We start from the raw sequence: 22,962 nt of genomic DNA on the forward strand, positions 1-22,962 counted from the left end.
GTGCGCACCGGGGGCGCCGTCAACGATCATCGCCGGGGACCGGCCGTTCACCATCGGGTGATGTACGAGCGGTGACGGGTCCGACACGACCGGTTGACCGGATCAGTCCAGATAGTCGCGCAACACCTGGGATCGCGAGGGGTGCCGCAACTTCGACATCGTCTTGGACTCGATCTGCCGGATCCGTTCCCGGGTCACCCCGTACACCTGGCCGATCTCGTCGAGCGTGCGGGGCTGCCCGTCGGTGAGTCCGAACCGTAGCCGGACCACCCCCGCCTCCCGCTCGGAGAGCGTCTGGAGCACCTGCTGGAGCTGGTCCTGCAGCAGGGAGAAGGACACCGCGTCGACCGCGACCACGGCCTCCGAGTCCTCGATGAAGTCCCCGAGCTGACTGTCCCCCTCGTCACCGATGGTCTGGTCGAGCGAGATGGGCTCCCGAGCGTACTGCTGGATCTCCAGCACCTTCTCGGGCGTGATGTCCATTTCCTTGGCCAGTTCCTCCGGGGTGGGCTCGCGACCCAGGTCCTGGAGCAGCTCACGCTGGATTCGGCCGAGCTTGTTGATCACCTCGACCATGTGTACCGGGATGCGGATGGTGCGGGCCTGGTCGGCCATGGCCCGGGTGATGGCCTGGCGGATCCACCAGGTGGCGTACGTGGAGAACTTGTAGCCCTTGGTGTAGTCGAACTTCTCCACGGCGCGGATCAGGCCGAGGTTGCCCTCCTGGATCAGGTCGAGGAAGGCCATGCCACGGCCCGTGTAGCGCTTGGCCAGCGAGACCACCAGCCGCAGGTTGGCTTCCAGCAGGTGGTTCTTGGCCCGCTCGCCGTCCCGGGAGATCCACAGCAGGTCCCGGACCATCTCCCGGGCGAGCTTCTCCTCACCGTCCTCGGTGGCCCGCAGTCGTTCCGCGGCGTAGAGCCCGGCCTCGATGCGCTTGGCGAGCTCGACCTCCTGCTCGGCGTTGAGCAGCGGGACCTTGCCGATCTGCTTGAGGTACGCCCGGACGGAGTCGGCCGAGGCGGTCAGCTCGGCGTCCCGCCGGGCCTGCTTGAGCGCCTCGGACTCCTCGTCGTCCCACTCGAAGTCGTTGTCGGTCGCGGCGTCGGCGGCGTCGGCCGCGGCGGCCTGCGCCAGTTCGGCCGGCTCCTCGACCACCACGTCCTCGATCTCGGCCGCGAGCTGCTCCGGATCGACGTCACCCTCGGCGGCTGGGGCATCGGCGGCCTTGCCCTTGGCGGTTTTCGTCTTGGCCGGGCCGGCGGCCGCCGGAGTGGCCTTCGCGGGGGTGGCCTTCGCGCCCCGGCCGGCCTTGCCCGGCTTCGCCGGGGCGGCTCCGGCCGCCCCGTCCGGGACCACCGCGCCGACCGGCGCCGCGGCGCGCTCAGCGGCCGGCTGGCGGGCCGGGACGGCCGGTTCCTCGGTGCCGGCGGCCTGCTTCGGGGCTGGCGGCGCGGCTTTCTTCGTGGCCTTGGCGGTGGTCACCCGGGAGGCGGGGGTGGCGGAGCGGGCGGCTGCCACCCGGGGGCGACGGGTGCTCGCCGACCCGTCCACCACGACGGTCACCCCCGCGTCGGAGAGCGCACGCAGGATCTTCTTGGCCTGGGCCGGAGTCACCTCAGCGGACTCGACGGTGCGCGCCAGCTCGGCCGAGGTGAGCTGGCCGCCGGCGTTCTGCGCGTGGGCGATCAGGGTATCGGTGAGCGAGCGGACGTCGGCGCCGGTCTGGCGGGGTTCTGTCACGAATGACCTTCCGGAGGCGATGAAGGAGCACGACCCGCTGCGGCCAGCGCAGCGCGACGCGACCGATTCGGGCCGATGTGCTTGAGGTACCCGCGCGACGCGCACCGCCGGCTGCTCGGCGGTCCGTGGCGCGTGGGTAGGCATGAATTGTAACGCCGTCCGATACCGGATTGCCGAACCGCACGCCAGACCGGGCGGCTCAGGGTCGCCGAGGTCGCGCATATGTGAGTTTTGAAAGGATGGTACCCATAGGTTCGCCACGATCGGGCGGACGAGCGGAAAGGGGACCAGATGCCGGGTGCTCCCAGCCCCGACGAGTTGCTCGACACCGCGGTGGAGGTGGCCCGCCGGGCGGCCGACACGGCACGCCGGATGCGGGCCACCGGGGTCGACACGGTCGCCACCAAGAGCACGGTCACCGACGTGGTGACCGCCGCCGACCGGGCGGTGGAGCGCGAGGTGGTCGAGATGATCGGCCGGATGCGTCCCGGGGACCGGGTGCTCGGCGAGGAGTTCGGCGCCGGGAACACCGGTGACGACACCGGCGGCGCCGTCCGGTGGATCGTGGACCCGATCGACGGGACCGTCAACTATCTGTACGGGCTCCCGCACTACGCGGTCTCCCTGGCCGCCGAGGTGGACGGCGTGGTGGTCGCCGGCGTGGTGCGCAACGGGGCCACCGGGGACGAGTGGACCGCCCGCCTCGGCGGGGGCGCCTACCGGGCCGGTCGCCGGTTGGCCGGTTCCCCGGAAACCGACCTCGGTCAGGCGCTGGTCGCCACCGGCTTCGGCTACGACCCGGCTCGCCGGAGGCATCAGGCGGGCGTGCTGGCCGGACTGATCGCCGACGTCCGGGATGTCCGGCGGTTGGGCGCCGCCGCAATCGATCTCTGCCTGGCCGCCGAAGGCGCGGTGGACGCGTACTTCGAGAAGGGCCTCAACCCGTGGGACCTGGCCGCCGGCGGCCTGATCGCCCGGGAGGCGGGCCTGCTGGTGGCCGGCCTGCACGGGGCGCCGCCCGGCCACGACCTGGTGATCGCGGCGCCACCGGCGCTGTTCGGGCCGCTGCACGACCGGCTGGCCCACCACGACGCGGCCGGCGGGCCCTAGGATCTGCCGGTCAGTCCTTGGAGAGGCAGGTGCCGGCCGGCAGTTCCACGGCGCCCAGCCCGGCGATGGCCTGGTGAACCTCGGTGGTGGTCGCCAGTTGCTGGAACCGGGAGCCGATCACCACGTCGACCAGATCGTCCTGGCGCTTGGGGTCGAACTCGAGCGTCGCCTCGTCGAGGAAGTAGGCACGCAGCAGGTGGGCCGAGCCGAAGGCCTTCGGGCCGTACCGCAGCACCGCGACCCCGTCGACGGCCTTCTTCTGCGGGTCGTTGGCCTTCTTGACCACCTGGAACTGCCGGTTGGCGAACTCGGTGCCCACGATGTCGGCGAGGCCGGGGGTCTTCGTCCCGTTGAAGACATTGACCTTGACGTTCTTCTGCTCGGGCAGGTCGGCCACCACCGGTACCTCGCCGTCCTGGCAGCCGGTGGCCAGCTTCTCGCCCGCCTGTGTGTCCCGTATCAGGGCCACGACGATGAAGACCAGGGCGAGGATGGCCAGCATCCCCACGATGACGAGCGCCCGTACCCGCGCAAAGCTCATCCGGTCTGGCCCCCCGTGCTGGTCGGGCGACGACGGGTCGGCGAACCGCCGTCGCCGGCATTCGAATGTTCCGCTGAGGCTAGCGGTAGGCCGCCACCCGGTGGAAACCGCCATCGGCTGCGGCGTGCCGACGTTGATCCTTCCGCCGCTACCCCTATCTTCGTGTCGCCTGAGTCACATTGGGAACAACTTCCGGCACACGGGCGTACATGCATGGGACGAGAGCGGTATACATGCCTCGCGTAATGGGGGGTAAGGTACCGCGCTCGCCGGGGTCTCTTCGCGACCGCCGGGGGCGGACGGAGTGCTGGGTCCGGCTCGGCCCAGAAGCGACCGGCCAGCGGGAACCGAAACACCGTCGTCCGGCGTTACAACCGGCAGCGACTATATCGACATGGGAGAGTGAAACCGATGGCCACCGACTACGACGCTCCGCGTCGAGACGAGGTCGACCTCGGCGAGGACAGCCTCGAGGAACTCAAGGCACGGCGGGTCGACTCACAATCGGGCGCCGTCGACGTCGACGAGGCGGAGGTCGCCGAGAGCTTCGAGCTGCCAGGCGCCGACCTGGCCGACGAGGAACTCACGGTGAAGGTCCTGCCGATGCAACAGGACGAGTTCCGCTGCGCCCGCTGCTTCCTGGTGCACCACCGCAGCCAGCTCGCCACGGAACGCAACGGGGATCTCATCTGCCGCGAGTGCGTGTGACCCGGTCCGGCGGCGCCGACATCGAGCCGGCAGTGACGGCGACACCGCCGCTGCCGGCTCCCACGGCGGACGGCGGCGCCGGCCCGACGTGCGGCGCTTGCCGGTAGCTGCTTGACTCTGTGACATCGGCCGATGCGCCGACCGGGCATACCGGATCGGCCGTGCCCGTGGGATGGGCCAACGCGGAGTCTGGCCGCCGGACCAGCGAGGAGTCGATGTGAGCCGTGCCGATCGCCGGGACGAGCCGGTGAGCAGCCAGGACCGGGACGCCGCTGCCGACCCGTCGGCGGCGCCGCCGGCCGGCTCCGAGCAGAGCAGCGGACCCGCGGGCATCACCCCGGACCCACCGGTCGTCGAGACGGACCCGGAGTTCGGGTCCGCCGTCGCCGCGCTCACCGCCGACGACATCGAGCCGGCTCAGCGCCGCCGGCAACTCGTCGGGCTGGCCGGTCGGCTCCGGGTCCGCCGGATGGGCGACCTGTTCAAGCCGCGGGCCGCCGTTCGCTGGATCGCCGAGGCGGTCAGCGACGTGGCGCCGCACCTGCCCGTTCGTGACCGCGAGACGCTGCACCGGCACTTCCCGGGGCTGGACGACGACGAACTCGCGGAGCGACTGATCCGCAACGCCGCCCGGGCGACGGCCGGAGTCGGCGCCGCCGGCGGCGGGGTCGCCGCCATCGAGTGGGTGGCCACCCCGACCCTGCTGACCGCACCGGTGCTGCTGGCCACCGAGACCGTCGTCGTGGTGGCCGTCGAACTCAAGCTGGTCGGTGAGCTGCACGAGGTGTACGGGATACCGCTTCCCGGGAGCCGTACCGACCGGGCTGTCGCACTGGTGCAGTCCTGGTCCAGTCAGCGCGGGGTGAACCCGATGGTGCCCGGGGTCGGGGTGGGAGCCGTGCTCAGCACCGCCGCCCGACGGGAGCTCCGCGAGCGGCTGCTCCGCCGGTTCGGCCGCAACCTCACCACGCTCGGCCCGTTCCTCACCGGCGCGGCCGTGGCCGGCTATCTGAACCGGCGGGCCACCCGAGGCGTCGGCGACCGGATCCGCGACGACCTGGACAAGCAGCGCCGCAAGCGGGGCGGTCCGGGAGCGATCGCCGGCGGCGCCGGCCGCGGAACCGGGGCCATCGGTGGGGGCACAGGCCGTTCTCCGCGAGCCGTCGGTGGGACGGCCGACCCCGGGTCACCGGCGACCGGTGGGCCGGACCGACCAGGCCGGCGAGACTAGGTCCGGCGGCGCGACGGCCACGGTCAGTCGCACGGACCGGCTGCCTCCCGGGCGGCCAGGATCGCCTCGGCCAGCCGGACCGGGTGCCGCGAGCTGACCACCCAGTACGGCGTGGGGTCCTCCGGATCGTCGAGGACCACCTGTACGGCGCCCGGCACCCAGGGGCGCTGCACCACGAAGGCCAGTGGATCGGCCCCGACCCCCAGCACCTCCCGCCGCCCGGCCGCGTCCAGGGCGATCGCGTCGGCGACGTACCGCACCGGGAGCCGGGCGTCGTCCACCCGCAGCTCGCCGTCGGTGACCGAGACCCGGATCCGGCCGAGCCACCACAACCCTCCGATCGCCAGCGGCAGCAGGACGGCGTACGACAACCAGGCGCGCAACCCACCCCCGCCGAGCCACAGCTCGGTGGCCAGCAGGCCGGTGCACAGCAGCCCGCCGAGCCAACCCCACCAAGGCAGCCGCAGTCGCTCCGCGTAGCCGGTGGTCCTCGTGTCGGCGGTGGGTCGGGCGGTCACCCTTGCGAGGGTACGGCGCGGCGCCACCTGTGGAACCGGCAGGATGGGAAGGTCATCGGACGACCGGTGGACGCTTCGCCGAGGGAGCCAAGGAAAGGGGACCCGTGAGCCAGCTTGTGCCCGTACCCGTGCGGCGGCTCGACCCGGAGCTACCGCTGCCCGCGTACGCCCATCCGGGTGACGCCGGCGCGGACCTGGTCGCGGCCCGCGACGTGGTGATTCCGCCCGGCGGTCGGGCGTTGGTCCCCACCGGCCTGGCGATCGCCCTTCCCGAGGGGTACGTGGGTCTGGTGCACCCCCGATCCGGGCTCGCCGTCCGGTTGGGTGTGACGGTGCTGAACGCGCCCGGTACGGTCGACGCCGGCTATCGCGGCGAGATCATGGTCAACCTGGTCAACCACGACGCGTCGAGCCCGGCCATGATCTCCCGGGGGGACCGGATCGCGCAGCTCGTCGTGCAGCGGGTGGAGCGGGCGGGCTTCCACCTCGTGGAGGAGCTGCCGGCCTCCCCGCGCGGGGCGGCCGGGCACGGGTCGACCGGTGGGCACGGGAGCCTGGTCAGCCAGCACGGAGCGAGTGACGAGCGGGCTCCGTGGCCGGGAACGAAGGGGATGGCGGGGTGAGGGTGTTTTGCGAGCCCCGCAGTCGCGAACGAAGGATGTGGCAGGGGTGAGCGTGAGGAGTGAGCCGGTTTTGCGAGCCCCGCAGTCGCGAACGAAGGATGTGACAGAGTGATCTTCTCGAAGGGACGCCGGGAGTCCGGTCGGCACGCCCAGGGTGACCAGCGGGGGCCCGTTGTCGCGGAGGAGTCCGTCGCCGTCCCCGAGCGGGGGCCGTATGACATCGCGGACGCTCCGGACGACGTAAAGCGGCTCGATCTGGGCAGCCTGCACATCCCGGCGGTGCCGGAGGTGGAGGTGCGGATGCAGACCGACCCGAACGGCACGATCCAGCAGGTGGTGCTGGTGCATGGCGAGAGCGCCCTCCAGCTCGGTGCCTTCGCGGCGCCGCGCAGCGAGGGCGTCTGGGACGACGTCCGCGCCGACCTGCTGGCATCGCTGGGGGAACAGGGCGCCACCACCTCGGAGGTGGACGGGGCGTACGGCGTCGAGCTGCGGGCCACCGTGCGCAGCGACGACGGGCCTGTCGAGCTGCGGTTCCTTGGCATCGACGGGCCTCGGTGGATGGTGCGTGCCGTCTACCAGGGTCGGGTCGCCACCGATCCGACGGCCGCCGGTCCGCTCGCCCGGGCGCTGGAGAACCTCGCGGTGGATCGGGGTGAGGAGCCCCGGCCGGTGCTCGAACCGTTGCCCCTGCGGTTGCCCAAGGAGTTCGCCGACCAGGTCGAGCGGGAGCGGGCGGCCGGCGGCGCGCCGGTCGACGGTGTCCTCTCCGGCCAGCAGCATCCGCACCGCGCGGAACCCGGGCCGCCCGGCTCCCGTTGACGGCCGTCCGGCGTACCCTGGCGTCGAGGGGACGACGGGCCGGCCGGTCCGCGCCGTCGCGCCGAGGAGAGGATGGACCGAGGTCATGGCGACCGCCCAGAGCCGCGTGTCGGTCCGACGTCTGCTGCGACGGCTGACGGCGAGCGAGGCCGAGATCGAGGCGCAGGAGCTCCGGAAGGAGAGCGCCGAGGCCGGCGGCAAGCCGGCTGGCCAGTGCTGCCGGGGCGAGGTCGTCTCGATCTCCGGTCGGTTGCGGACCGTGGTCTACACCCCGCGAACCAACCTGCCGACGCTGGAGGCGGACCTGTATGACGGCACCGACGTGGTGACCCTGGTGTGGCTGGGACGGCGACACATCGCCGGCATCGAGCCCGGTCGGCAGCTCATCGTGCGTGGTCGGGTGGCCGTCCGGGACGACCGTAAGGTCATCTACAACCCGTACTACGAGCTGGAGCCGGCCCGGTGACGGCCGGCACCGGCCGGGACCGCGCGACGGAGGGCCCCATGACGACCGGACCCGCGCCGACCACGCGACCGGAGGGCGGCGGCTCGGCGGCCGATGAGCTGCCCCTGCCCAGCTTCGCCGAGCAGATGGCCGATCAGCTCGGCGGCTGGCGGGGGATGGTGGAGTCCAGCGTCCCGGTGGTGGTCTTCGTCGCCGCCAACATCATCGGGAACCTTCGGCCCGCGGTGGTCGCCGCGGTGGCGACGGCGGTGGCGATCGCCGGGCTGCGCCTGGCCCAGCGCCGGCCGGTCCGGCACGCGGTGAACGGGCTCGTCGGGGTCGCGATCGGCGCCGCCATCGCCTGGCGCACCGGGGATGAGAAGACGTTCTACCTGCCGGGCATTCTCTACGGCATCGGCTATGGGCTGGTGTTGCTCGGCTCGGCGGTGGTCCGGCAGCCGCTTGTGGGTTGGATCTGGTCGATCATCGTCGCCAAGGGCCGGTCGGACTGGCGGGACGATCCGCGCCTGGTGCGCACGTTCACCTGGCTCACCGTGTTGTGGGGGGTGGTCTGGCTGGCCAAGGTCGGTGTGCAGGCCGCGCTCTACCTGGCTGACATGGACACCGCGCTCGGGGTGGCCCGGTTGGCGCTCGGCTACCCGCCGTACGCCCTGCTGCTGATCATCACGGTCTGGGCGGTGCGGCGGGTGACCCGGACGCCGGCGGTCGCGGAACCGGCGGTCTGACGACCGCACCGCCGGCCTGACGCGCCCGCCAGGCCGATTCGACAGGTCCGCCGAGGATCACCGATCGGGCCGGGACCGCCCACCGGAGCCGCTCTCGCCCAGCACGACCGCGCGCACCTCGTCCTCCATCTCGGCGGTGCAGACGAAGATCAGCTCGTCGCCCGCCTCCAGCGGGTCGTCCGGTGTCGGGACCAGCACCCGCTTGCCGCGCAGGATCGCCACCAACGCGGCGTCCCGGGGCAGCGGCACCTCCCGCACCGGATGTCCGACGTACGGCGCGGTGGGCGGCAGGGTGATCTCCACGAGATTGGCCTGGCCCTGCCGGAAGGTCATCAGCCGGACCAGGTCGCCCACGGTCACCGCCTCCTCGACGAGGGCGGCCATCACCCGCGGCTTGCTGACCGACACATCCACCCCCCACTGGTCGGTGAAGAGCCACTCGTTCTCGGCCCGGTTCACCCTCGCGACGACCCGGGGGACCGCGAACTCCGTCTTGGCGAGCAGCGAGACCACCAGGTTGACCTTGTCGTCCCCGGTCGCCGCGACCACCACGTCGCAGCCCGCGACGTCGGCCTCCTCCAGGCTGCTCAGCTCGCACGCGTCGGCGAGCACCCAGTCGGCCTGCGGCACCCGTTCCGGAAGCAACATCCGGGGCTGACGCTCGATGAGCATGACCTGGTGTCCGTTCTCGATCAGCTCCTGGGCGATCGAGCGGCCGACATTGCCGGCACCCGCGATGGCGATCCGCATGGTCAACGACCCCTCTCCGGGGAGGTGCCGGCACTCGTGGTGACCGACGGCGCGATGTCGTCGGTGACCAGCATGAACAACTGGTCACCCTCCTGGATGACGGTCCCGGCGGTGGGCAGGGCACCGATGCCGAAGCGCTGCACGTACGCGGTGCGGGCGCCGGTGGCCTCCTCCAACTCGCGCAGCGGGCGGCCCACCCAGTCCTTGTGGATCGGCACCTCGATGATCGAGACGGTGCTCGTCGGGTCACGGAAGATCTCGACGTCGCCCTCGGGGACCAGGTGCCGAACCATCCGGTCCGCCGTCCACCGGACGGTGGCGACGGTGGGGATGCCGAGCCGCTCGTAGACCTGGGCCCGGCGCTGGTCGTAGATGCGGGCCGCCACCCGGGACACGGCGAACGTCTCGCGGGCCAACCGGGCCGAGATGATGTTCGAGTTGTCGCCGCTGGAGACCGCGGCGAACGCGTCGGCTCGTTCGATGCCGGCCTCCCGCAGGACGTCCCGGTCGAACCCGATGCCGGTCACGGTGATCCCGCCGAAATCGGGGCCGAGTCTCCGGAAGGCGTCGGCGTCCTGGTCGACCACGGCCACCGAATGGCCGCGGGCCTCCAGGCTGTGCGCGAGGGTGGAGCCCACCCGGCCACATCCCATGATCACGATGTGCACGGCTTCCTCCCGGACTGACTGGCGCCACCCGCACCGGACGGGTCCCACGGTCAGCGTGCCACGCCGTGCCCCGCGTTCGCGCCCGGGGCACGGTACTCCCGTCGGCGCCACTCGGCGTGATCAGCCTCCCGGCGGCGGGCGGCGGTGTGCCGGTCGTACCCTTACCGGTTGTGGCCAGATCCACCTCTCTGCTGAAGCGGCTCCTGCTCGGCCGGCCGTTCCGATCGGACAAGCTTCAGCACACCCTGCTGCCGAAGCGGGTTGCCCTTCCGGTCTTCGCCTCGGACGCGTTGTCCAGCGTCGCCTACGCCCCGGACGAGATCCTGTTGACCCTGTCCATCGCCGGGGCGTCGGCGTACTTCTTCTCACCGTGGGTGGCGCTCGCGGTGGTGGTGGTCATGCTCACCGTGGTCGCCAGCTACCGGCAGAACGTGCACGCGTACCCGTCGGGTGGCGGCGACTACGAGGTGGCGACCGTCAACCTCGGCCCCCGGTTCGGTGTCGGGGTGGCCAGCGCGCTGCTCGTGGACTATATCCTCACGGTGGCGGTCTCGGTCTCCTCCGGGGTGGCAAACCTGGGCTCGGTGGTGCCGTTCGTCGCCACGCACAAGGTGGGCATCGCGGTGGCCGCGGTGGCCGTGCTCGCCGCGGTGAACCTGCGCGGGCTGCGCGAGTCGGGCAACACGTTCGCCCTCCCGACGTACGGCTTCATGATCGTCATCATCGGGATGCTGCTGACCGGGCTGGTCCGGATCTTCGTCCTGGGCGACGACCTGCGCGCGCCCAGCGCCGACCTGGTGATCAAGGAGGAGCACGCGGTCACCGGCTTCGCCCTGGTCTTCCTGCTGCTGCGGAGCTTCTCCTCGGGCTGCGCCGCGCTGACCGGGGTGGAGGCCATCTCGAACGGCGTGCCGGCTTTCCGGCCGCCGAAAAGCCGCAACGCGGCGACCACCCTGCTGATGCTCGGTCTGGTGGCCGTCACGATGCTGGTCGGCAACATCTGGCTGGCCCGGCTCACCGGCCTGCAGTTCGTCGAGGACCCGGAGCTGCAGATCGTGAGCGGCCCCGAGGGGTACGTGCAGAAGACGGTCACCACCCAACTCGGCGAGACGGTGTTCGGCTCCGGCTCGATCCTGCTCTTCATGGTGGCCGGGGTGACGGCGCTGATCCTGTTCCTGGCCGCCAACACCGCGTTCAACGGCTTCCCGGTGCTGGGCTCGATCCTCGCCCAGGACCGGTACCTGCCCCGGCAGTTGCACACCCGGGGCGACCGGTTGGCCTTCTCCAACGGCATCGTCGCGCTGGCGCTGCTCGCCATCGTTCTGATCGCCGCCTTCCAGGCCGAGGTCACCCGCCTGATCCAGCTCTACATCGTGGGCGTCTTCGTGTCGTTCACGCTGTCCCAGGCCGGCATGATCCGGCACTGGAACCGGCTGCTGGCCACCGCCCGCGATCCCGAGGCCCGCCGGCGCATGCTGCGGTCCCGGGCGATAAACGCCTTCGGCATGGCGATGACCGCGACCGTGCTTGTCATCGTGCTGGTCACCAAATTCCTGCTGGGGGCGTGGATCGCCATCGCCGCGATGGCCGTCATCTACGGCCTGATGCTGGCCATCCGCCGGCACTACGACACGGTGGCCCGCGAGCTGACCCCGGACGACGAGGGGCGGCCCGTGCTGCCGGCCCGGAATCACGCCATCGTGCTGGTCAGCAAGGTGCACCAACCGACCCTGAGGGCCATCGCGTACGCCACGGCCACCCGGCCGGACACGCTTACCGCGGTCACCGTCAACGTGGACGAGCAGGACACCCGGGCGATCCAGACCGAGTGGGAGCGCCGGGAGGTGCCCGTCCCGCTCACCGTCATCGACTCCCCGTACCGGGAGATCACCCGGCCCATCATCAACTTCGTGGCGTCGGCCCGGCGGGCGTCACCGCGCGACGTGGTCACCGTCTTCATTCCCGAGTACGTCGTCGGCCACTGGTGGGAGAACCTGTTGCACAACCAGAGCGCGCTGCGGCTCAAGACCCGACTGCTGTTCGAGCCGGGGGTGATGGTCACCAGCGTGCCCTGGCAGCTCCAGTCGTCGGCGGCCAAGAACCTCGACCGGCTGGACGCCACCCTCACCCGCGGACCGGCGCGCGGACCGCGGGCGGCGGCGATGCTGGGCGCCCCGACCGGAGCGGCCGGCGGGGACCCGGTGGCCGATGCTGCTGTCGGGACCATCGGGGCTGCCGATGGTGCCGGGGCTGCCGGGGGCGGCTCAGGCGCTGTCGCTGGCGGGGATCGACCGGACGCCGGTGCTGCCGGGGACCGGCCGGGCGATGGTCCTGGCGGGCATCGGCCGGGCGGTGGCGTTGGCGGGCCGGAGGCCGGCCGATGACCGCGGAGGAGGCGGAGCGGGTCGAGCTGACGGTCGGCCCGCCCGCGCACGGCGGGCACTGCGTGGCGCGGCACGAGGGGCAGGTGGTCTTCGTCCGGCACGCCCTGCCGGGGGAACGGGTGGTCGCCGAGATCACCGAGTCGCATCGCGGGTTCCTGCGCGCCGACGCGGTGACCGTGCTGACGCCCGCCGTCGACCGGGTCGAGCCCCCGTGTCCGTACGCGAAACCGGACCGGTGCGGCGGGTGCGACCTGCAACACGTCGCGCCGGACGCGCAGCTCGCCTGGAAGACTGCGGTGGTTCGGGAGCAACTGGCCCGGCTCGGCCGGCTGCCGGAGGCGGAGATCGACGCGCTCGACCCGACCGTGCGGCCGGTGCCCGGCGGGCAGCTCGGCTGGCGGTCGAGGGTGCGCTACACCGTGGACGCCGCCGGCCGGGCCGGGCTGCGCAAGCACCGTTCGCACGAGGTGGTGCCGATCGACCGGTGCCGGATCGCCCACCCGGCCATCCAGGAGCTGCCGGTGCTGGCTCCCGCCGGACACCGCTGGCCCGACGCGGAGGAGATCTCGACGGTCGCCAGCACCGGGGGAGACGTGACCGCGCGGGCCGTCTCGGCCGCCGGGGAACGCCTCGTCCGTGGCTCCGGGACGGTACGCGAGGCGGCCGTCGGCCGGATCTGGCGGTTGCCCGCCAACGCGTTCTGGCAGGTGCATCCGGCCGCCGCGGACACCCTCGGGACGGCGGTGCTGGAGTTGCTCACTCCGGTCGTCGGCGAGTCGGCCTGGGACCTGTACGGCGGAGCCGGCCTCTTCGCCGCGGCACTGGCCGGTCCGCTCGGCCCGGAGGGCCGGATCACCCTGGTCGAGGCCGACCCGGTGGGCGTCGCCGCCGCCCGGGAGAACCTGGCGGACCTGCCCCAGGTGGAGGTGGTGGCCGCCCGGGTGGAGCGGGCCCTGGGCCGCCGCCGGATCACCGGCCCGGTCGACCTGGTGGTGCTCGATCCGCCCCGGACGGGCGCCGGCCGGGACGTCAGCACCGCGATCACCCGGTCGGGCGCCCGGGCCGTCGCGTACGTCGCCTGCGACCCGGCGGCGTTCGCCCGGGACGTACGGACGTTCGTGGACGCGGGTTGGCGGCTGGCGGCGCTGCGCGCGTACGACCTGTTCCCGATGACCCAGCACGTGGAGTGCGTCGGGCTGCTGGTTCCGGCGCTCGGTTGATGCGTACCGTCTCGTTGATGTCCGGCACCTCGTACGACGGGGTCGACGTGGCGGTGGCGGACTGGCACCGCGACGGGGAGACGCTCTGGTTGCGTCCGGTCGGCACCCGCGGTCTGGCGTACGACGACGACCTGCGCGCCGCGATCGCGGCGGTGCTGCCGCCGGCAGCCAGCGGCGTCGAGGCGGTCTGCCGGCTCGACGCCCGGCTCGGTCAGGTGTTCGCCGACGCGGCGGCGGTCGGCCTGGAGCTGGCCGGTGGTCGGGCTGACCTGGTCGTCTCGCCGGGCCAGACGGTGTTCCACTGGGTCGACGGTGGTCGGGCCCGCGGCACCCTGCAGCTCGGTGCGCCGGCCTGGATCGCCCGCCGTACCGGGCTTCCGGTGCTGTCCGACCTGCGTACCGCCGACATCGCGGCCGGTGGCCAGGGGGCGCCCCTGGTGCCGGCCTTCGACGCGCTGCTGCTGGCGGAGGACGGGCGGGTCGGCGCGGCGGCGGAGGACGGGCGGGTCGGCGCGGCCTTGGGGGACGGACCGGGCGGTGCGACGGCCGGAGGTCCGCCGCTGGCGCGCGCGGCACTGAACCTCGGCGGCATCGCCAACCTCACGGTGGTCGCGCCGCCGGCGCCGGTGCTCGGGTACGACATCGGGCCGGCCAACGCCCTGATCGACGCCGCCACGCTCCGGTTCCATGGCGAGCCGTACGACATCGACGGCCGCCGGGCCACGGCCGGGCGGGTGCACGAGGGGCTGCTGGCACGCCTGCTCGCCGAGCCGTACTACGCCGCCCCGCCGCCCAAGTCCACGGGCAAGGAACTGTTCCATGCCGGCTACCTGGATCGGCACCTGTCGGCGGTGGCCGGGCCGGTGCCCGGTGACGACGTGATCGCCACGGTGACCGAACTCACCGCGCGCGCCGTGGCGGCGGCCTGCGACCGGCATCGGGTGACCGAGGTCATCGCCGCCGGGGGTGGGGTGCGCAATCCGGTGCTGACCGGACGGTTGGCGGACCTCGGCGCGGGGCGCTGGCGGCTGCGGCTCAGCGACGAGTTCGGCGTGCCGGCGCAGGCCAAGGAGGCGTACGCGTTCGGGCTGCTCGGCTGGCTGTCCTGGCACGGGCTGCCCGGGTCGCTGCCGTCGGTGACCGGCGCCGCCGAGCCGGCGGTGCTGGGTTGCTGGACGGCCGCCGGCTGGCCCGCCCCGGCGCCGACCAGCCGGCAACCGGCGGCCGACCCGGGCCCGCGCCGCCTCCGCGTCGCCCCCGCTCCCGCCTCCGCCTGCCCGCGTTGATCAAGAGATCTGCGTCATGACACGCCGGGGGGATGACGCAGATCTCTTGATCAACAGAGTCGGCGAGGGGGCGACGGAGCCGGCGAGGGGGCGACGGAGCCGGCGAGGGGGCGACGGAGCTGGTGAGGGATCAGCGGCGACGGGTGGCGGTGTCGCGGTGGCGGAGCCAGAGGACCACCAGGATCAGCGCCGGTAGGGCGGGTAGGGCCAGGAGCGCCACCAGTACCAGCGCCAGGAGCTGGCCCGCCGCGTACCGCCCGGAGGCCCGGGGCGCCGCGCGGTCACCGGCCGGTCGCCGGCCGTGCGGCATCTGCCGCAACGGCCAGGTCCAGCGGGGCGGGCCGGGCGGGGGTGACCGATCGGGGACGGGCATCGGCGGGACCTCGCGGTCGGGGACGGACGTGTCTCGTGGCCCCCCACTCACCGGCCGATCGTATCGACCGGTATGCCGCTGCGGACCGGCTCAGCGTCCGAACTGACCGGCCGGTTCGGCGGATCCCGTTGGCCCGGACGTGCCTCCGGGTGTGGCGATCCGGTGACGGTGATCCAAGCCCGAGCTGCGGGTGGCGTGAGGGCCGATAGACTCTTCCGTCATGAGTGTTGACGAGGATCCGGCAACCGACGGTGGCCTGCTCCGCTCCGTCCGTAACCCCGAGGACGTCAAGCGGATGTCCGCCGAACAGCTGAAGGTCCTCGGTGCCGAGATCCGTGACTTCCTGGTCGCGAAGGTCGCCCGCACCGGCGGGCACCTCGGTCCCAACCTCGGTGTGGTGGAGCTGACGATCGCCATGCACCGGGTGTTCGACTCGCCCAGGGATCGCTTTCTGTTCGACACCGGGCACCAGGCGTACGTCCACAAGATGCTGACCGGCCGCCAGGACGGCTTCGACCAGCTCCGCCAGCGCGGCGGGCTGTCCGGCTATCCGCACCAGGCGGAGAGCGAACACGACCTGGTCGAGAACTGCCACGCCTCCACCGCGCTCTCCTACGCCGACGGGCTGGCCAAGGCGTACGCGCTGCGTGGTGAGGAGCGCAGCGTGGTCGCCGTGGTCGGCGACGGCGCGCTGACCGGGGGCATGTGCTGGGAGGCCCTGAACAACATCGCCACCGCCGGCAACCCGCTGGTCATCGTGGTCAACGACAACGGCCGCTCGTACGCCCCGACGATCGGCGGGCTGGCCGACCACCTCTCCGCGCTGCGGCTGAATCCCGGCTACGAGAAGGTGCTCGACACGGTCAAGGACGCCCTCGGCTCCACCCCGCTGGTGGGCCGGCCGATGTACGAGGTGCTGCACGCGGTCAAGAAGGGGATCAAGGACGCGGTCGCCCCGCAGGCGATGTTCGAGGATCTGGGCATCAAGTACGTCGGCCCGGTCGACGGGCACGACGAGGCCGCCATGGAGTCCGCGCTGCGCTCGGCGAAGCACTTCGGCGGACCGGTGATCGTGCACGCGGTGACCCGGAAGGGCTACGGCTACCGGCCGGCGGAGGAGGACGAGGCCGACTGCCTGCACAGCCCGAGCAGCGCCTTCGACGTGGAGACCGGCAAGCTGCTCGCCGCACCCTCGGTCAAGTGGACCCACGTCTTCCGGGACGAGTTGATCGCCATCGCCGACGAGCGGCCCGACGTGGTGGCGATCACCGCGGCGATGGCCGAACCCACCGGGGTGGCGTCACTGGCCCGCAAGCACCCGGACCGGGTCTACGACGTCGGCATCGCCGAGCAGCACGCGGTCACCTCGGCGGCCGGTCTCGCGCTGGGCGGGATGCACCCGGTGGTGGCGCTCTACGCGACCTTCCTCAACCGGGCGTTCGACCAGGTCCTGCTGGATGTGGCACTGCACCGGCTGCCGGTGACGTTCGTCCTGGACCGGGCCGGGATGACCGGTCCGGACGGGCCGAGCCACTACGGCATCTGGGACATGTCCATCCTCGGCGTGGTTCCCGGCCTCCGGTTGGCCGCCCCCCGGGACGCCGCCACCCTGCGCGAGGAGTTGCGCGAGGCGGTCGCCGTGACCGACGGACCGACGGTCGTCCGGTTCCCCACCGGCTCGGTGGCGACGGACCTGCCGGCGGTCCGCCGGATCGGCACGCCGGACGGCGACGGGCCGGGCGGTCAGGTCGACGTGCTGGCCGAGTCGGCCCGCACCGACGTGCTGCTGGTGGCCGTGGGCGCCTTCGGTCAGCTCGCGGTCGAGGTGGCGAACCGGGTCGCCGAGCAGGGCTACGGGGTGACCGTGGTGGACCCGCGCTGGGTCCGCCCGGTGCCGACCGAGTTGGTAACCCTCGCCGCCCAGCACCGCCTGGTGGTGACCGTGGAGGACGGCGTACGCGCCGGAGGCATCGGCGACGCGCTGGCCAAGGCGCTGCGCGACGCGGACGTCCGGGTGCCGCTGCGCGACCTCGGCGTCCCGGTGGCCTGGCACCCGCACGGCACCCGGGCACAGATCCTCGCCGACCTGGGACTCACCGCCCAGGACGTGGCACGGGACATCACCGGCTGGGTCTCGTCCCTGGAGGAGCCGATCGACCCCGTGCGAATGCCGGCCGACGGCAACCCGGAGACCCGGGAGAACGGCAAGCCGGCGAAGGGGCGCGGTTCGCGGAGCTGACCGTCGCGGGGTCGCGCCGGCCGCCGGACGGCGACCGTCGCGACCCCGACGCGCGTCGTCCGGGTGGGATCTCCGTGGCCGCCCGTGCGGTCAGCCGCCCGCCGAGCGGTAGTACGTCTTGTCCGGGGTGGCGAGGCTGAACGTCCGTTTCTCCGCCGGCCGGTCGACCACCACGAGGCCCGGCCGGTCGACCAGCCGCCTCATCCCGGCGGGCACCGACACCGAGTTGTCCGGGGCGGCCCGCCAGACAAGGACGAGGTACTCCCGGTCCGCGACCGTCAGGTCGTAGCTCTGGAGAGGGTTGTACCGGTCGGCCGGGCTGGCCACCGGGGCAGCGTCCGATCGACGCAGCACGACGGAGGTCATGATGCCCTCGTCGGTCCGCCAGCTGATCTGATCGAGGTCGGCGGAGGCGTCGGGGGACAGGCTGACCTCGCCGAGCGGGCGGGTGGTGAGCCGGTCGATCGGCCATGATGCCGGGACCGACTGGGGTGCCGGCCGGCCGGTGATCCGCCGCTCCACGCTGCCGAACGGACCGTCGTCGGCGGCCAGCGCGCAGGTGTCCAGCCCGTCCAACGCGGTGAGCGCCGTACCGGACTCGTCGCTGATCATCGGATAGCGCGGCGACTCGATGCCGGTGCCCAGATCGACGAGCCGGTCGGCGGCCTTGCCGTTGGGCAGCGAGTCCGTCTCCCGTAGCGTCGCCGTGAGCTGCACGGGGGCGCAGGCCGGCACGTCCACCCGGTCGGTGAGCCCGTCGGTGGTGGCCACCGGTGTGCCGGACGGACCAGTCAGCTTCTCGACCCGGGCCGAGGTCAGGTAATGCCGTCCGTCGGGCAGCGCCACCGGCAGCACGTCGGCGTAGACGAGGTAGCCGGGGTCGGGGTACTCCACGGCCCGTTCCACACTGACCGCCGCTCCGGTGCCGGTGAGCTGGAGCAGCCACGAGGCGCTGGTGCCGGGGACGCTCGCGGCGACCAGCGCGAGCTGGCGACCACCGATCTCGCCCAGCCACAGGATGCCGGAGGCCGGCAGGTAGACCCGGTCGCCGGCGGGGGATCGCCAGTCCGCCACCGCCCGGCTCACCTCGGCCGTCGCCTGCGGCTGACCGGCCAGGGCGCCCCGTGCCGGCCACACAGCCAGCGTGCCGTCGAGCGTGTCGAATCCGGCGCGCAGCACCGCCGTCGGCGGCTGCGGCGCACCACCGCAGCCGCCGACCAGCACTGCGAGCGTCGCCGCGACGACCGGCGCGACCCGACGGCGGACATCCCTCACGATCCGCGCTCCCTCATCTCGGCGGAAGCCACATCGTACGCAATTCGCGGCCGGCTCCGGGCCGCGCCTCGGTAAGCTCGGTCCATGGTGCGTACCCGTTCCCGGGCCGACTCGCACCCGCCGCGACCCGTCGGCCCGGTGGGTCCGGTCGCGCCGGCCCGCCTCCACCGCTCCGGTAGACTCCGCCGACTGTGACTCCTGCCGAGCCCAGCCTCGATCCGCCGTCGGACCCGGAGGAGCCCGGGTCCGGCAGGCGTGCCACCAGCAAGGCGGCCACCGACGAGGCCGGCGCGCCGGCCGACCGGGCCGCCAACGGGAGCCGATCTGCCCGGGTGGACGAGGCGGACCGGCGGGTGAACGGCTCGGCACGGGAGGCCTCGGCAGCCGGCACACCCGTACCCGGCGAGCGGCCTGGACCGGACGGCCCGGGGGCCAGCACGGATCAACCGGGCACCGCGACGCCTGCCGGCACCGCGACGCCTGCCGGCACCGCCGAGCGTCCGGCGGACCGACACCGGCGTTGGCCGACCTGGCGGCGGGACCTTGCGGTGCTCGGCGTGTTCCTGCTGGCCGGCGTCTGGGTGACGAGCCAGATCTGGCTCAACCCGGCTCGGCGGGTCGCACCTCTCTACAGCAGTGATCCGGCCCAGGTGCAGTACTTTCTCGCCCACTCGGTGCGGGTGGTGCTGCACGGTGAGTTCCCGTTCTTCACCGACCGGCTGAACTACCCCGACGGCGTGAACCTGATGGCCAACACGGCGATCCTCGGTCTTGGCATCCCGATGGTGCCAATCACGCTGCTGTTCGGCCCGGCGGTGTCGTTCGTGACCCTGGTGACCCTCGGCCTGGCTGGCACGGCGTACGCCTGGTACTACGTCCTGTCCCGGCACGTGGTCCGGGTGCCGCTGGCGGCGATGGTCGGTGGCTGGTTCCTGGGTTTCTCCCCGGCCATGCTCTCCCACGCCAACTGGCATCCGAACATCATCAGCCAGTTCCTGTTGCCGTTCATCGTCTGGCGGGTCATGGTGCTGACCCGCTCCCGGCGGCCGGTGCGGGACGGGCTGCTGCTGGCGGCGCTGGTGACCTACCAGGCGTTCATCAACGAGGAGATCCTGCTCTTCACCGCGCTGGCCTGTGGGGTGTTCCTGTTGGCCGTGCTGGCGCAGCAGCCGTACCGGTGGCGGACGGCGTGGCGACCGCTGGGCATCGGGCTGGCGGTGTGCGCGGTGGTCGCCGGGAGCCTGCTTGCGTATCCCCTGTACGTGCAGTTCGCCGGCCCGCAGGCGTACCACGGGCTGAGCGACGCGGTCCGGGACTACGGCAACGACCTGGCGGCGTTCGTCAACCCCGGCACCGCGACGCTGGGCGGCAACGAGCGGGGAAACGCCAACCTCGCTCCCAACTACTCGGAGGAGAACGCCTTCTTCGGATGGGGCCTGGCGCTGCTCACCGTGGCGATCGTGATCTGGCTGCGGCGCGAGGTCATCGTCCGGGCGTTGGCGGTCACCGGCCTGCTGTTCGCAGTTCTGTCGCTGGGGGAGCGGATCTCCTACTGGCACCGTGGTGCCGTCTGGGGACCGTGGGACCTGCTGGTCCGGGCGCCGTTGCTGGACGCGGTCGTGCCCACCCGGTTCGGGCTGATCACCTCGGTGGTGATCGGGCTGCTGCTGGCACTGGGCGTCGAACGCGCCTGGCGGCTCCAGGTCGGCGACCGGCGAGTGGTCCGGCGGGTCGCGGTGGGCGCGCTGGCGATCGCCCTGGTGCCGATCCTGCCCATCCCGCTGACCGAGATCACCCGTCCGGCGGTGCCGCTCTTCATCACCTCCGGCGAGTGGAAGCCGTACGTCGGCGAGGACGAGACCCTGGTGCCGATCCCGGTGCCGGCGATGGGCCACACCCACGGCATGCGGTGGGCCGCCGCCACCAATCTCGGGTTCAAGATCCCCGGCGGGTACTTCCTGGCCCCGCGCAACGGCAACACCGGCGACTCCGGCAGGTTCGGCGGCCGGCCGAGCGGCGTGGGCGAACTGCTCGACGAGGTGGCCACCACCGGCCGGCCGGTCACCCCGACCGAGCGCCAACGCCGGCGGGCCCAGGACGAGTTCCGTCACTGGCGGGCCGCCATCCTGGTGCTGCCGCTACGGGAGCACAACGCCGACGCGTTGCGGCGCACCGTCGAGCAGTTGGTCGGCCCGGCCCGGCAACAGTCCGACGTCTGGGTGTGGGACGTCCGTCCGATCAGCGGCCGGACCGCCTGATGCCCACGGCCGACCCCGTCGGCACGGCCGGTGATCCAGACACCGGCCGACGGGTCGCGGCCGGCGGGAACGGCACCGGCACCGGCCCCACCACCGGCACCGGCCCCACCACCGGCACCGGCCCCACCACCGGCGGCGACCCCGGCACCGGCCCCACCACCGGCACCGACCCCGGCGCCGGCCCCGGCCCTGCCGCCTCGACGGGCACCCGATCCGGCGAGGACCGGTCCGAAACGCCCGGGGCGGAGACGGGCCGGCGGTGGGGCTGGCGGCGCCCGGCACTCCTCGACGCGTACGTCATCGCGGGTTTCGTCGGCCTCGGAATGCTTGTCACCGCCAGGCTGTGGCGGCACCTGGACCGGATGGTGCTGGCCGACAACGACCAGATCCTGTTCGAGTGGATGCTGGCGCACGCGGCCCGCGCCGTACGCCACCTGGAGAACCCGCTCTACACCACCCAGTTGAACGCGCCGGACGGCGTCAACCTGATGGCCAACACCTCGGTCCTCGGGATCGGGGTGCCGCTGGCCCCGGTCACCTGGGCGTTCGGGCCAACCGTGACGCTGCGGCTGGCGATCGTGCTCTGCCTGGCCGGCACCGCCGCCGCCTGGTACCTGCTGCTGTCCCGGCGACTGGTCCGGTCGCGTGTCGCCGCGGCGGTGGGCGGGCTGTTCTGCGGCTTCGCTCCCGGGATGATCTCCCAGGCCACCTGCCACCTGCACATGATCTCGCAGTTCCTGGTGCCGGCGATCCTCGCCGTGGTGTTCCACCCGGGTCGGGACCGGACGGTGCGGCGCGGCCTGCTGCTGGGCGCGCTTGTGACGTACCAGATTTTCCTCGGCGAGGAGGTGCTGGTCCTCGCGGTCCTGGCCACCGGGCTGTTCGTGGTGGGATACGCGGTCGCCTCCCCGCGGCGGGCCCGCGAGTGGGTGGGTCCGGTGAGCGGCCGGCTGGCCGTCGGCGCGCTCAGCGCCGCCGTGGTCCTGGCGTATCCGCTGTGGTTCCAGTTCTTCGGTCCGGCGCACTACCGCGACATGCCGTTCACCCCGAGCAGCCACAACCTGGACCTGGCGTCGTACACGGCGATGGCCCGGCAGTCGCTCACCGGCAGCGACGCGGTGCCCGGCCACCTGTCGCCCAACCTGTCCGAGGAGAGTTCGTTCTTCGGCCTCGGCCTCATCGTGCTCGCCGCCGTGATCGCGTACTGGCAGTGGCGCCGGCCGCTGGTCCGGGCGCTGACCCTGGTCGGGGTGCTGTTCGCGCTGCTCTCCCTGGGCACCGAGATCCGGTACCGCCGGATGGACACCGGCCTGCCGGGCCCGTACCGGCTGGTGACCGAACTTCCCATGATCGACCTTGTGGTGCCGGCGCGATTCGCGCTGATCTGCATCCCGGTGCTGGGCATCCTGGTCGCTCTCTCCCTCGACGGGGTCTACCGGCGTTCCCAGCCGGCGGGCCGGTCCGCGACAGGCCGATTCCCGTCGGGCGGCCCGCCGGTCCGTCTGCTGTGGACGGGAGCGATCGTCGCCGTCCTGCTCCCGGTGGCGCCCACGCCGATCCGGACCAAGCCGGCCTGGCCGGTGCCGGACTTCGTGGCCAGCGGGCAGTGGCGCGAGTACGTTCCCCCCGGCCGCACTCTGGTCCCGGTGCCCCCCACGAAGGGCAGCGAGGCCACGGCCGGGATGTACTGGTCGGCCCGAACCGGCGTCGCCTTCACCGCGCCCGGCGGATACTTCATCGGTCCCACCGGACCGGACGACCCGCACGCCCGGTGGGGCTCCCCGGACCGGCCGACCGCCGTGCTGCTGGACCGGGTGGCCGCCACCGGGGAGGTGGCGTCGGTGGGCCCCGAGCAGCGCGCGCAGGCCGTCGAGGACCTGCGCCACTGGCGGGCCGCGGTGGTGGTCCAGGGCGGCCTGACCTACGGGGGCCCGGTCAAGGCGACCGTGGACCAACTACTCGGTCCCGGCCGGATGATCGGCGGAGCCTGGGTCTGGGACGTGCGTCCGCTTGTGGACTGAG

19 protein-coding genes and 1 pseudogene are annotated in these 22,962 nt (G+C 72.8%); 13 read left to right on the top strand and 7 right to left on the bottom strand.

The annotated features are described in order from the left end of the window. Positions 1 to 102: 102 nt before the first annotated feature. A complete protein-coding gene (locus tag ACFQUZ_RS03940; RefSeq protein WP_377437644.1) occupies positions 103 to 1,743 on the bottom strand; it encodes an RNA polymerase sigma factor in 1,641 nt (546 codons plus the stop codon). 291 nt (positions 1,744 to 2,034) lie between these two features. On the opposite strand from ACFQUZ_RS03940, the gene ACFQUZ_RS03945 reads away from it, so the two are divergent. Then, a complete protein-coding gene (locus tag ACFQUZ_RS03945; protein ID WP_377437647.1) occupies positions 2,035 to 2,853 on the top strand; it encodes an inositol monophosphatase family protein in 819 nt (272 codons plus the stop codon). 10 nt (positions 2,854 to 2,863) lie between these two features. Here the strand turns inward: ACFQUZ_RS03945 and ACFQUZ_RS03950 are convergent, their stop codons facing one another. Next, positions 2,864 to 3,394, bottom strand: coding sequence for a LytR C-terminal domain-containing protein (locus ACFQUZ_RS03950; protein ID WP_377437649.1), 531 nt, complete (start codon positions 3,392 to 3,394; stop codon positions 2,864 to 2,866). Between the two features lie 411 nt (positions 3,395 to 3,805). On the opposite strand from ACFQUZ_RS03950, the gene ACFQUZ_RS03955 reads away from it, so the two are divergent. Together ACFQUZ_RS03955 and ACFQUZ_RS03960 are read left to right on the top strand one after the other, a co-directional pair. After that, complete coding sequence (locus tag ACFQUZ_RS03955) at positions 3,806 to 4,102, top strand: DUF4193 domain-containing protein (protein WP_281598899.1); 297 nt, start codon at positions 3,806 to 3,808, stop codon at positions 4,100 to 4,102. A gap of 217 nt (positions 4,103 to 4,319) precedes the next feature. Beyond that, on the top strand, positions 4,320 to 5,333 hold the full coding sequence (locus ACFQUZ_RS03960; RefSeq protein ID WP_377437652.1) for a hypothetical protein: 1,014 nt from the start codon (positions 4,320 to 4,322) through the stop codon (positions 5,331 to 5,333). Positions 5,334 to 5,356: 23 nt separating this feature from the next. Here ACFQUZ_RS03960 and ACFQUZ_RS03965 read toward each other — a convergent pair whose 3' ends face one another. Continuing rightward, complete coding sequence (locus ACFQUZ_RS03965; protein ID WP_377437655.1) at positions 5,357 to 5,851, bottom strand: DUF3093 domain-containing protein; 495 nt, start codon at positions 5,849 to 5,851, stop codon at positions 5,357 to 5,359. A gap of 104 nt (positions 5,852 to 5,955) precedes the next feature. Here ACFQUZ_RS03965 and dut point away from each other — a divergent pair, with 104 nt between their 5' ends. The 4 genes from dut to ACFQUZ_RS03985 all read left to right on the top strand — a co-directional run bounded on the left by dut (position 5,956) and on the right by ACFQUZ_RS03985 (position 8,487). Continuing rightward, a complete protein-coding gene (gene dut / locus ACFQUZ_RS03970; RefSeq protein ID WP_377437658.1) occupies positions 5,956 to 6,474 on the top strand; it encodes a dUTP diphosphatase in 519 nt (172 codons plus the stop codon). A gap of 108 nt (positions 6,475 to 6,582) precedes the next feature. Then, entirely contained in the window at positions 6,583 to 7,296 is a 714-nt protein-coding gene (locus ACFQUZ_RS03975) for a DUF3710 domain-containing protein (protein WP_377437660.1), read from the top strand. Between the two features lie 85 nt (positions 7,297 to 7,381). After that, positions 7,382 to 7,762, top strand: coding sequence for an OB-fold nucleic acid binding domain-containing protein (locus ACFQUZ_RS03980; protein WP_377437662.1), 381 nt, complete (start codon positions 7,382 to 7,384; stop codon positions 7,760 to 7,762). Between the two features lie 38 nt (positions 7,763 to 7,800). After that, complete coding sequence (locus ACFQUZ_RS03985; RefSeq protein ID WP_377437664.1) at positions 7,801 to 8,487, top strand: DUF3159 domain-containing protein; 687 nt, start codon at positions 7,801 to 7,803, stop codon at positions 8,485 to 8,487. A 57-nt stretch (positions 8,488 to 8,544) separates the two neighbouring features. Here ACFQUZ_RS03985 and ACFQUZ_RS03990 read toward each other — a convergent pair whose 3' ends face one another. Both ACFQUZ_RS03990 and ACFQUZ_RS03995 read right to left on the bottom strand, forming a co-directional pair. Then, on the bottom strand, positions 8,545 to 9,243 hold the full coding sequence (locus ACFQUZ_RS03990) for a potassium channel family protein (protein WP_377437666.1): 699 nt from the start codon (positions 9,241 to 9,243) through the stop codon (positions 8,545 to 8,547). Continuing rightward, positions 9,240 to 9,905, bottom strand: coding sequence for a potassium channel family protein (locus ACFQUZ_RS03995; protein ID WP_377437669.1), 666 nt, complete (start codon positions 9,903 to 9,905; stop codon positions 9,240 to 9,242). The genes ACFQUZ_RS03990 and ACFQUZ_RS03995 overlap by 4 nt, the downstream gene beginning before the upstream one ends. A 170-nt stretch (positions 9,906 to 10,075) precedes the next feature. On the opposite strand from ACFQUZ_RS03995, the pseudogene ACFQUZ_RS04000 reads away from it, so the two are divergent. The 3 genes and pseudogenes from ACFQUZ_RS04000 to ACFQUZ_RS04010 form a co-directional block, all read left to right on the top strand. Then, positions 10,076 to 12,062, top strand: a pseudogene (locus ACFQUZ_RS04000) (APC family permease); the annotation flags it as partial. A 223-nt stretch (positions 12,063 to 12,285) separates the two neighbouring features. Further along, a complete protein-coding gene (locus ACFQUZ_RS04005; RefSeq protein WP_377437671.1) occupies positions 12,286 to 13,509 on the top strand; it encodes a class I SAM-dependent RNA methyltransferase in 1,224 nt (407 codons plus the stop codon). Next, entirely contained in the window at positions 13,509 to 14,795 is a 1,287-nt protein-coding gene (locus tag ACFQUZ_RS04010; protein ID WP_377437674.1) for an anhydro-N-acetylmuramic acid kinase, read from the top strand. The genes ACFQUZ_RS04005 and ACFQUZ_RS04010 overlap by 1 nt, the downstream gene beginning before the upstream one ends. Positions 14,796 to 14,925: 130 nt before the next feature. Here ACFQUZ_RS04010 and ACFQUZ_RS04015 read toward each other — a convergent pair whose 3' ends face one another. Then, on the bottom strand, positions 14,926 to 15,168 hold the full coding sequence (locus ACFQUZ_RS04015) for a hypothetical protein (protein WP_377437676.1): 243 nt from the start codon (positions 15,166 to 15,168) through the stop codon (positions 14,926 to 14,928). Positions 15,169 to 15,388: 220 nt separating this feature from the next. On the opposite strand from ACFQUZ_RS04015, the gene dxs reads away from it, so the two are divergent. Further along, complete coding sequence (dxs, locus tag ACFQUZ_RS04020) at positions 15,389 to 17,407, top strand: 1-deoxy-D-xylulose-5-phosphate synthase (protein WP_377437678.1); 2,019 nt, start codon at positions 15,389 to 15,391, stop codon at positions 17,405 to 17,407. Between the two features lie 90 nt (positions 17,408 to 17,497). On the opposite strand, the gene ACFQUZ_RS04025 is transcribed toward dxs, so the two are convergent. Next, complete coding sequence (locus ACFQUZ_RS04025; RefSeq protein WP_377437680.1) at positions 17,498 to 18,682, bottom strand: hypothetical protein; 1,185 nt, start codon at positions 18,680 to 18,682, stop codon at positions 17,498 to 17,500. Between the two features lie 353 nt (positions 18,683 to 19,035). Here ACFQUZ_RS04025 and ACFQUZ_RS04030 point away from each other — a divergent pair, with 353 nt between their 5' ends. Together ACFQUZ_RS04030 and ACFQUZ_RS04035 are read left to right on the top strand one after the other, a co-directional pair. After that, positions 19,036 to 20,940 (top strand): hypothetical protein, encoded by a 1,905-nt coding sequence (locus ACFQUZ_RS04030; protein WP_377438126.1) that lies wholly within the window; start codon positions 19,036 to 19,038, stop codon positions 20,938 to 20,940. Continuing rightward, a complete protein-coding gene (locus ACFQUZ_RS04035; protein ID WP_377437682.1) occupies positions 20,940 to 22,961 on the top strand; it encodes a hypothetical protein in 2,022 nt (673 codons plus the stop codon). The genes ACFQUZ_RS04030 and ACFQUZ_RS04035 overlap by 1 nt, the downstream gene beginning before the upstream one ends. The last annotated feature ends 1 nt before the right edge of the window (position 22,962 follow it).

It is taken from the genome of Plantactinospora sp. GCM10030261 (assembly GCF_042666615.1).
Lineage (GTDB): Bacteria > Actinomycetota > Actinomycetes > Mycobacteriales > Micromonosporaceae > KBS50.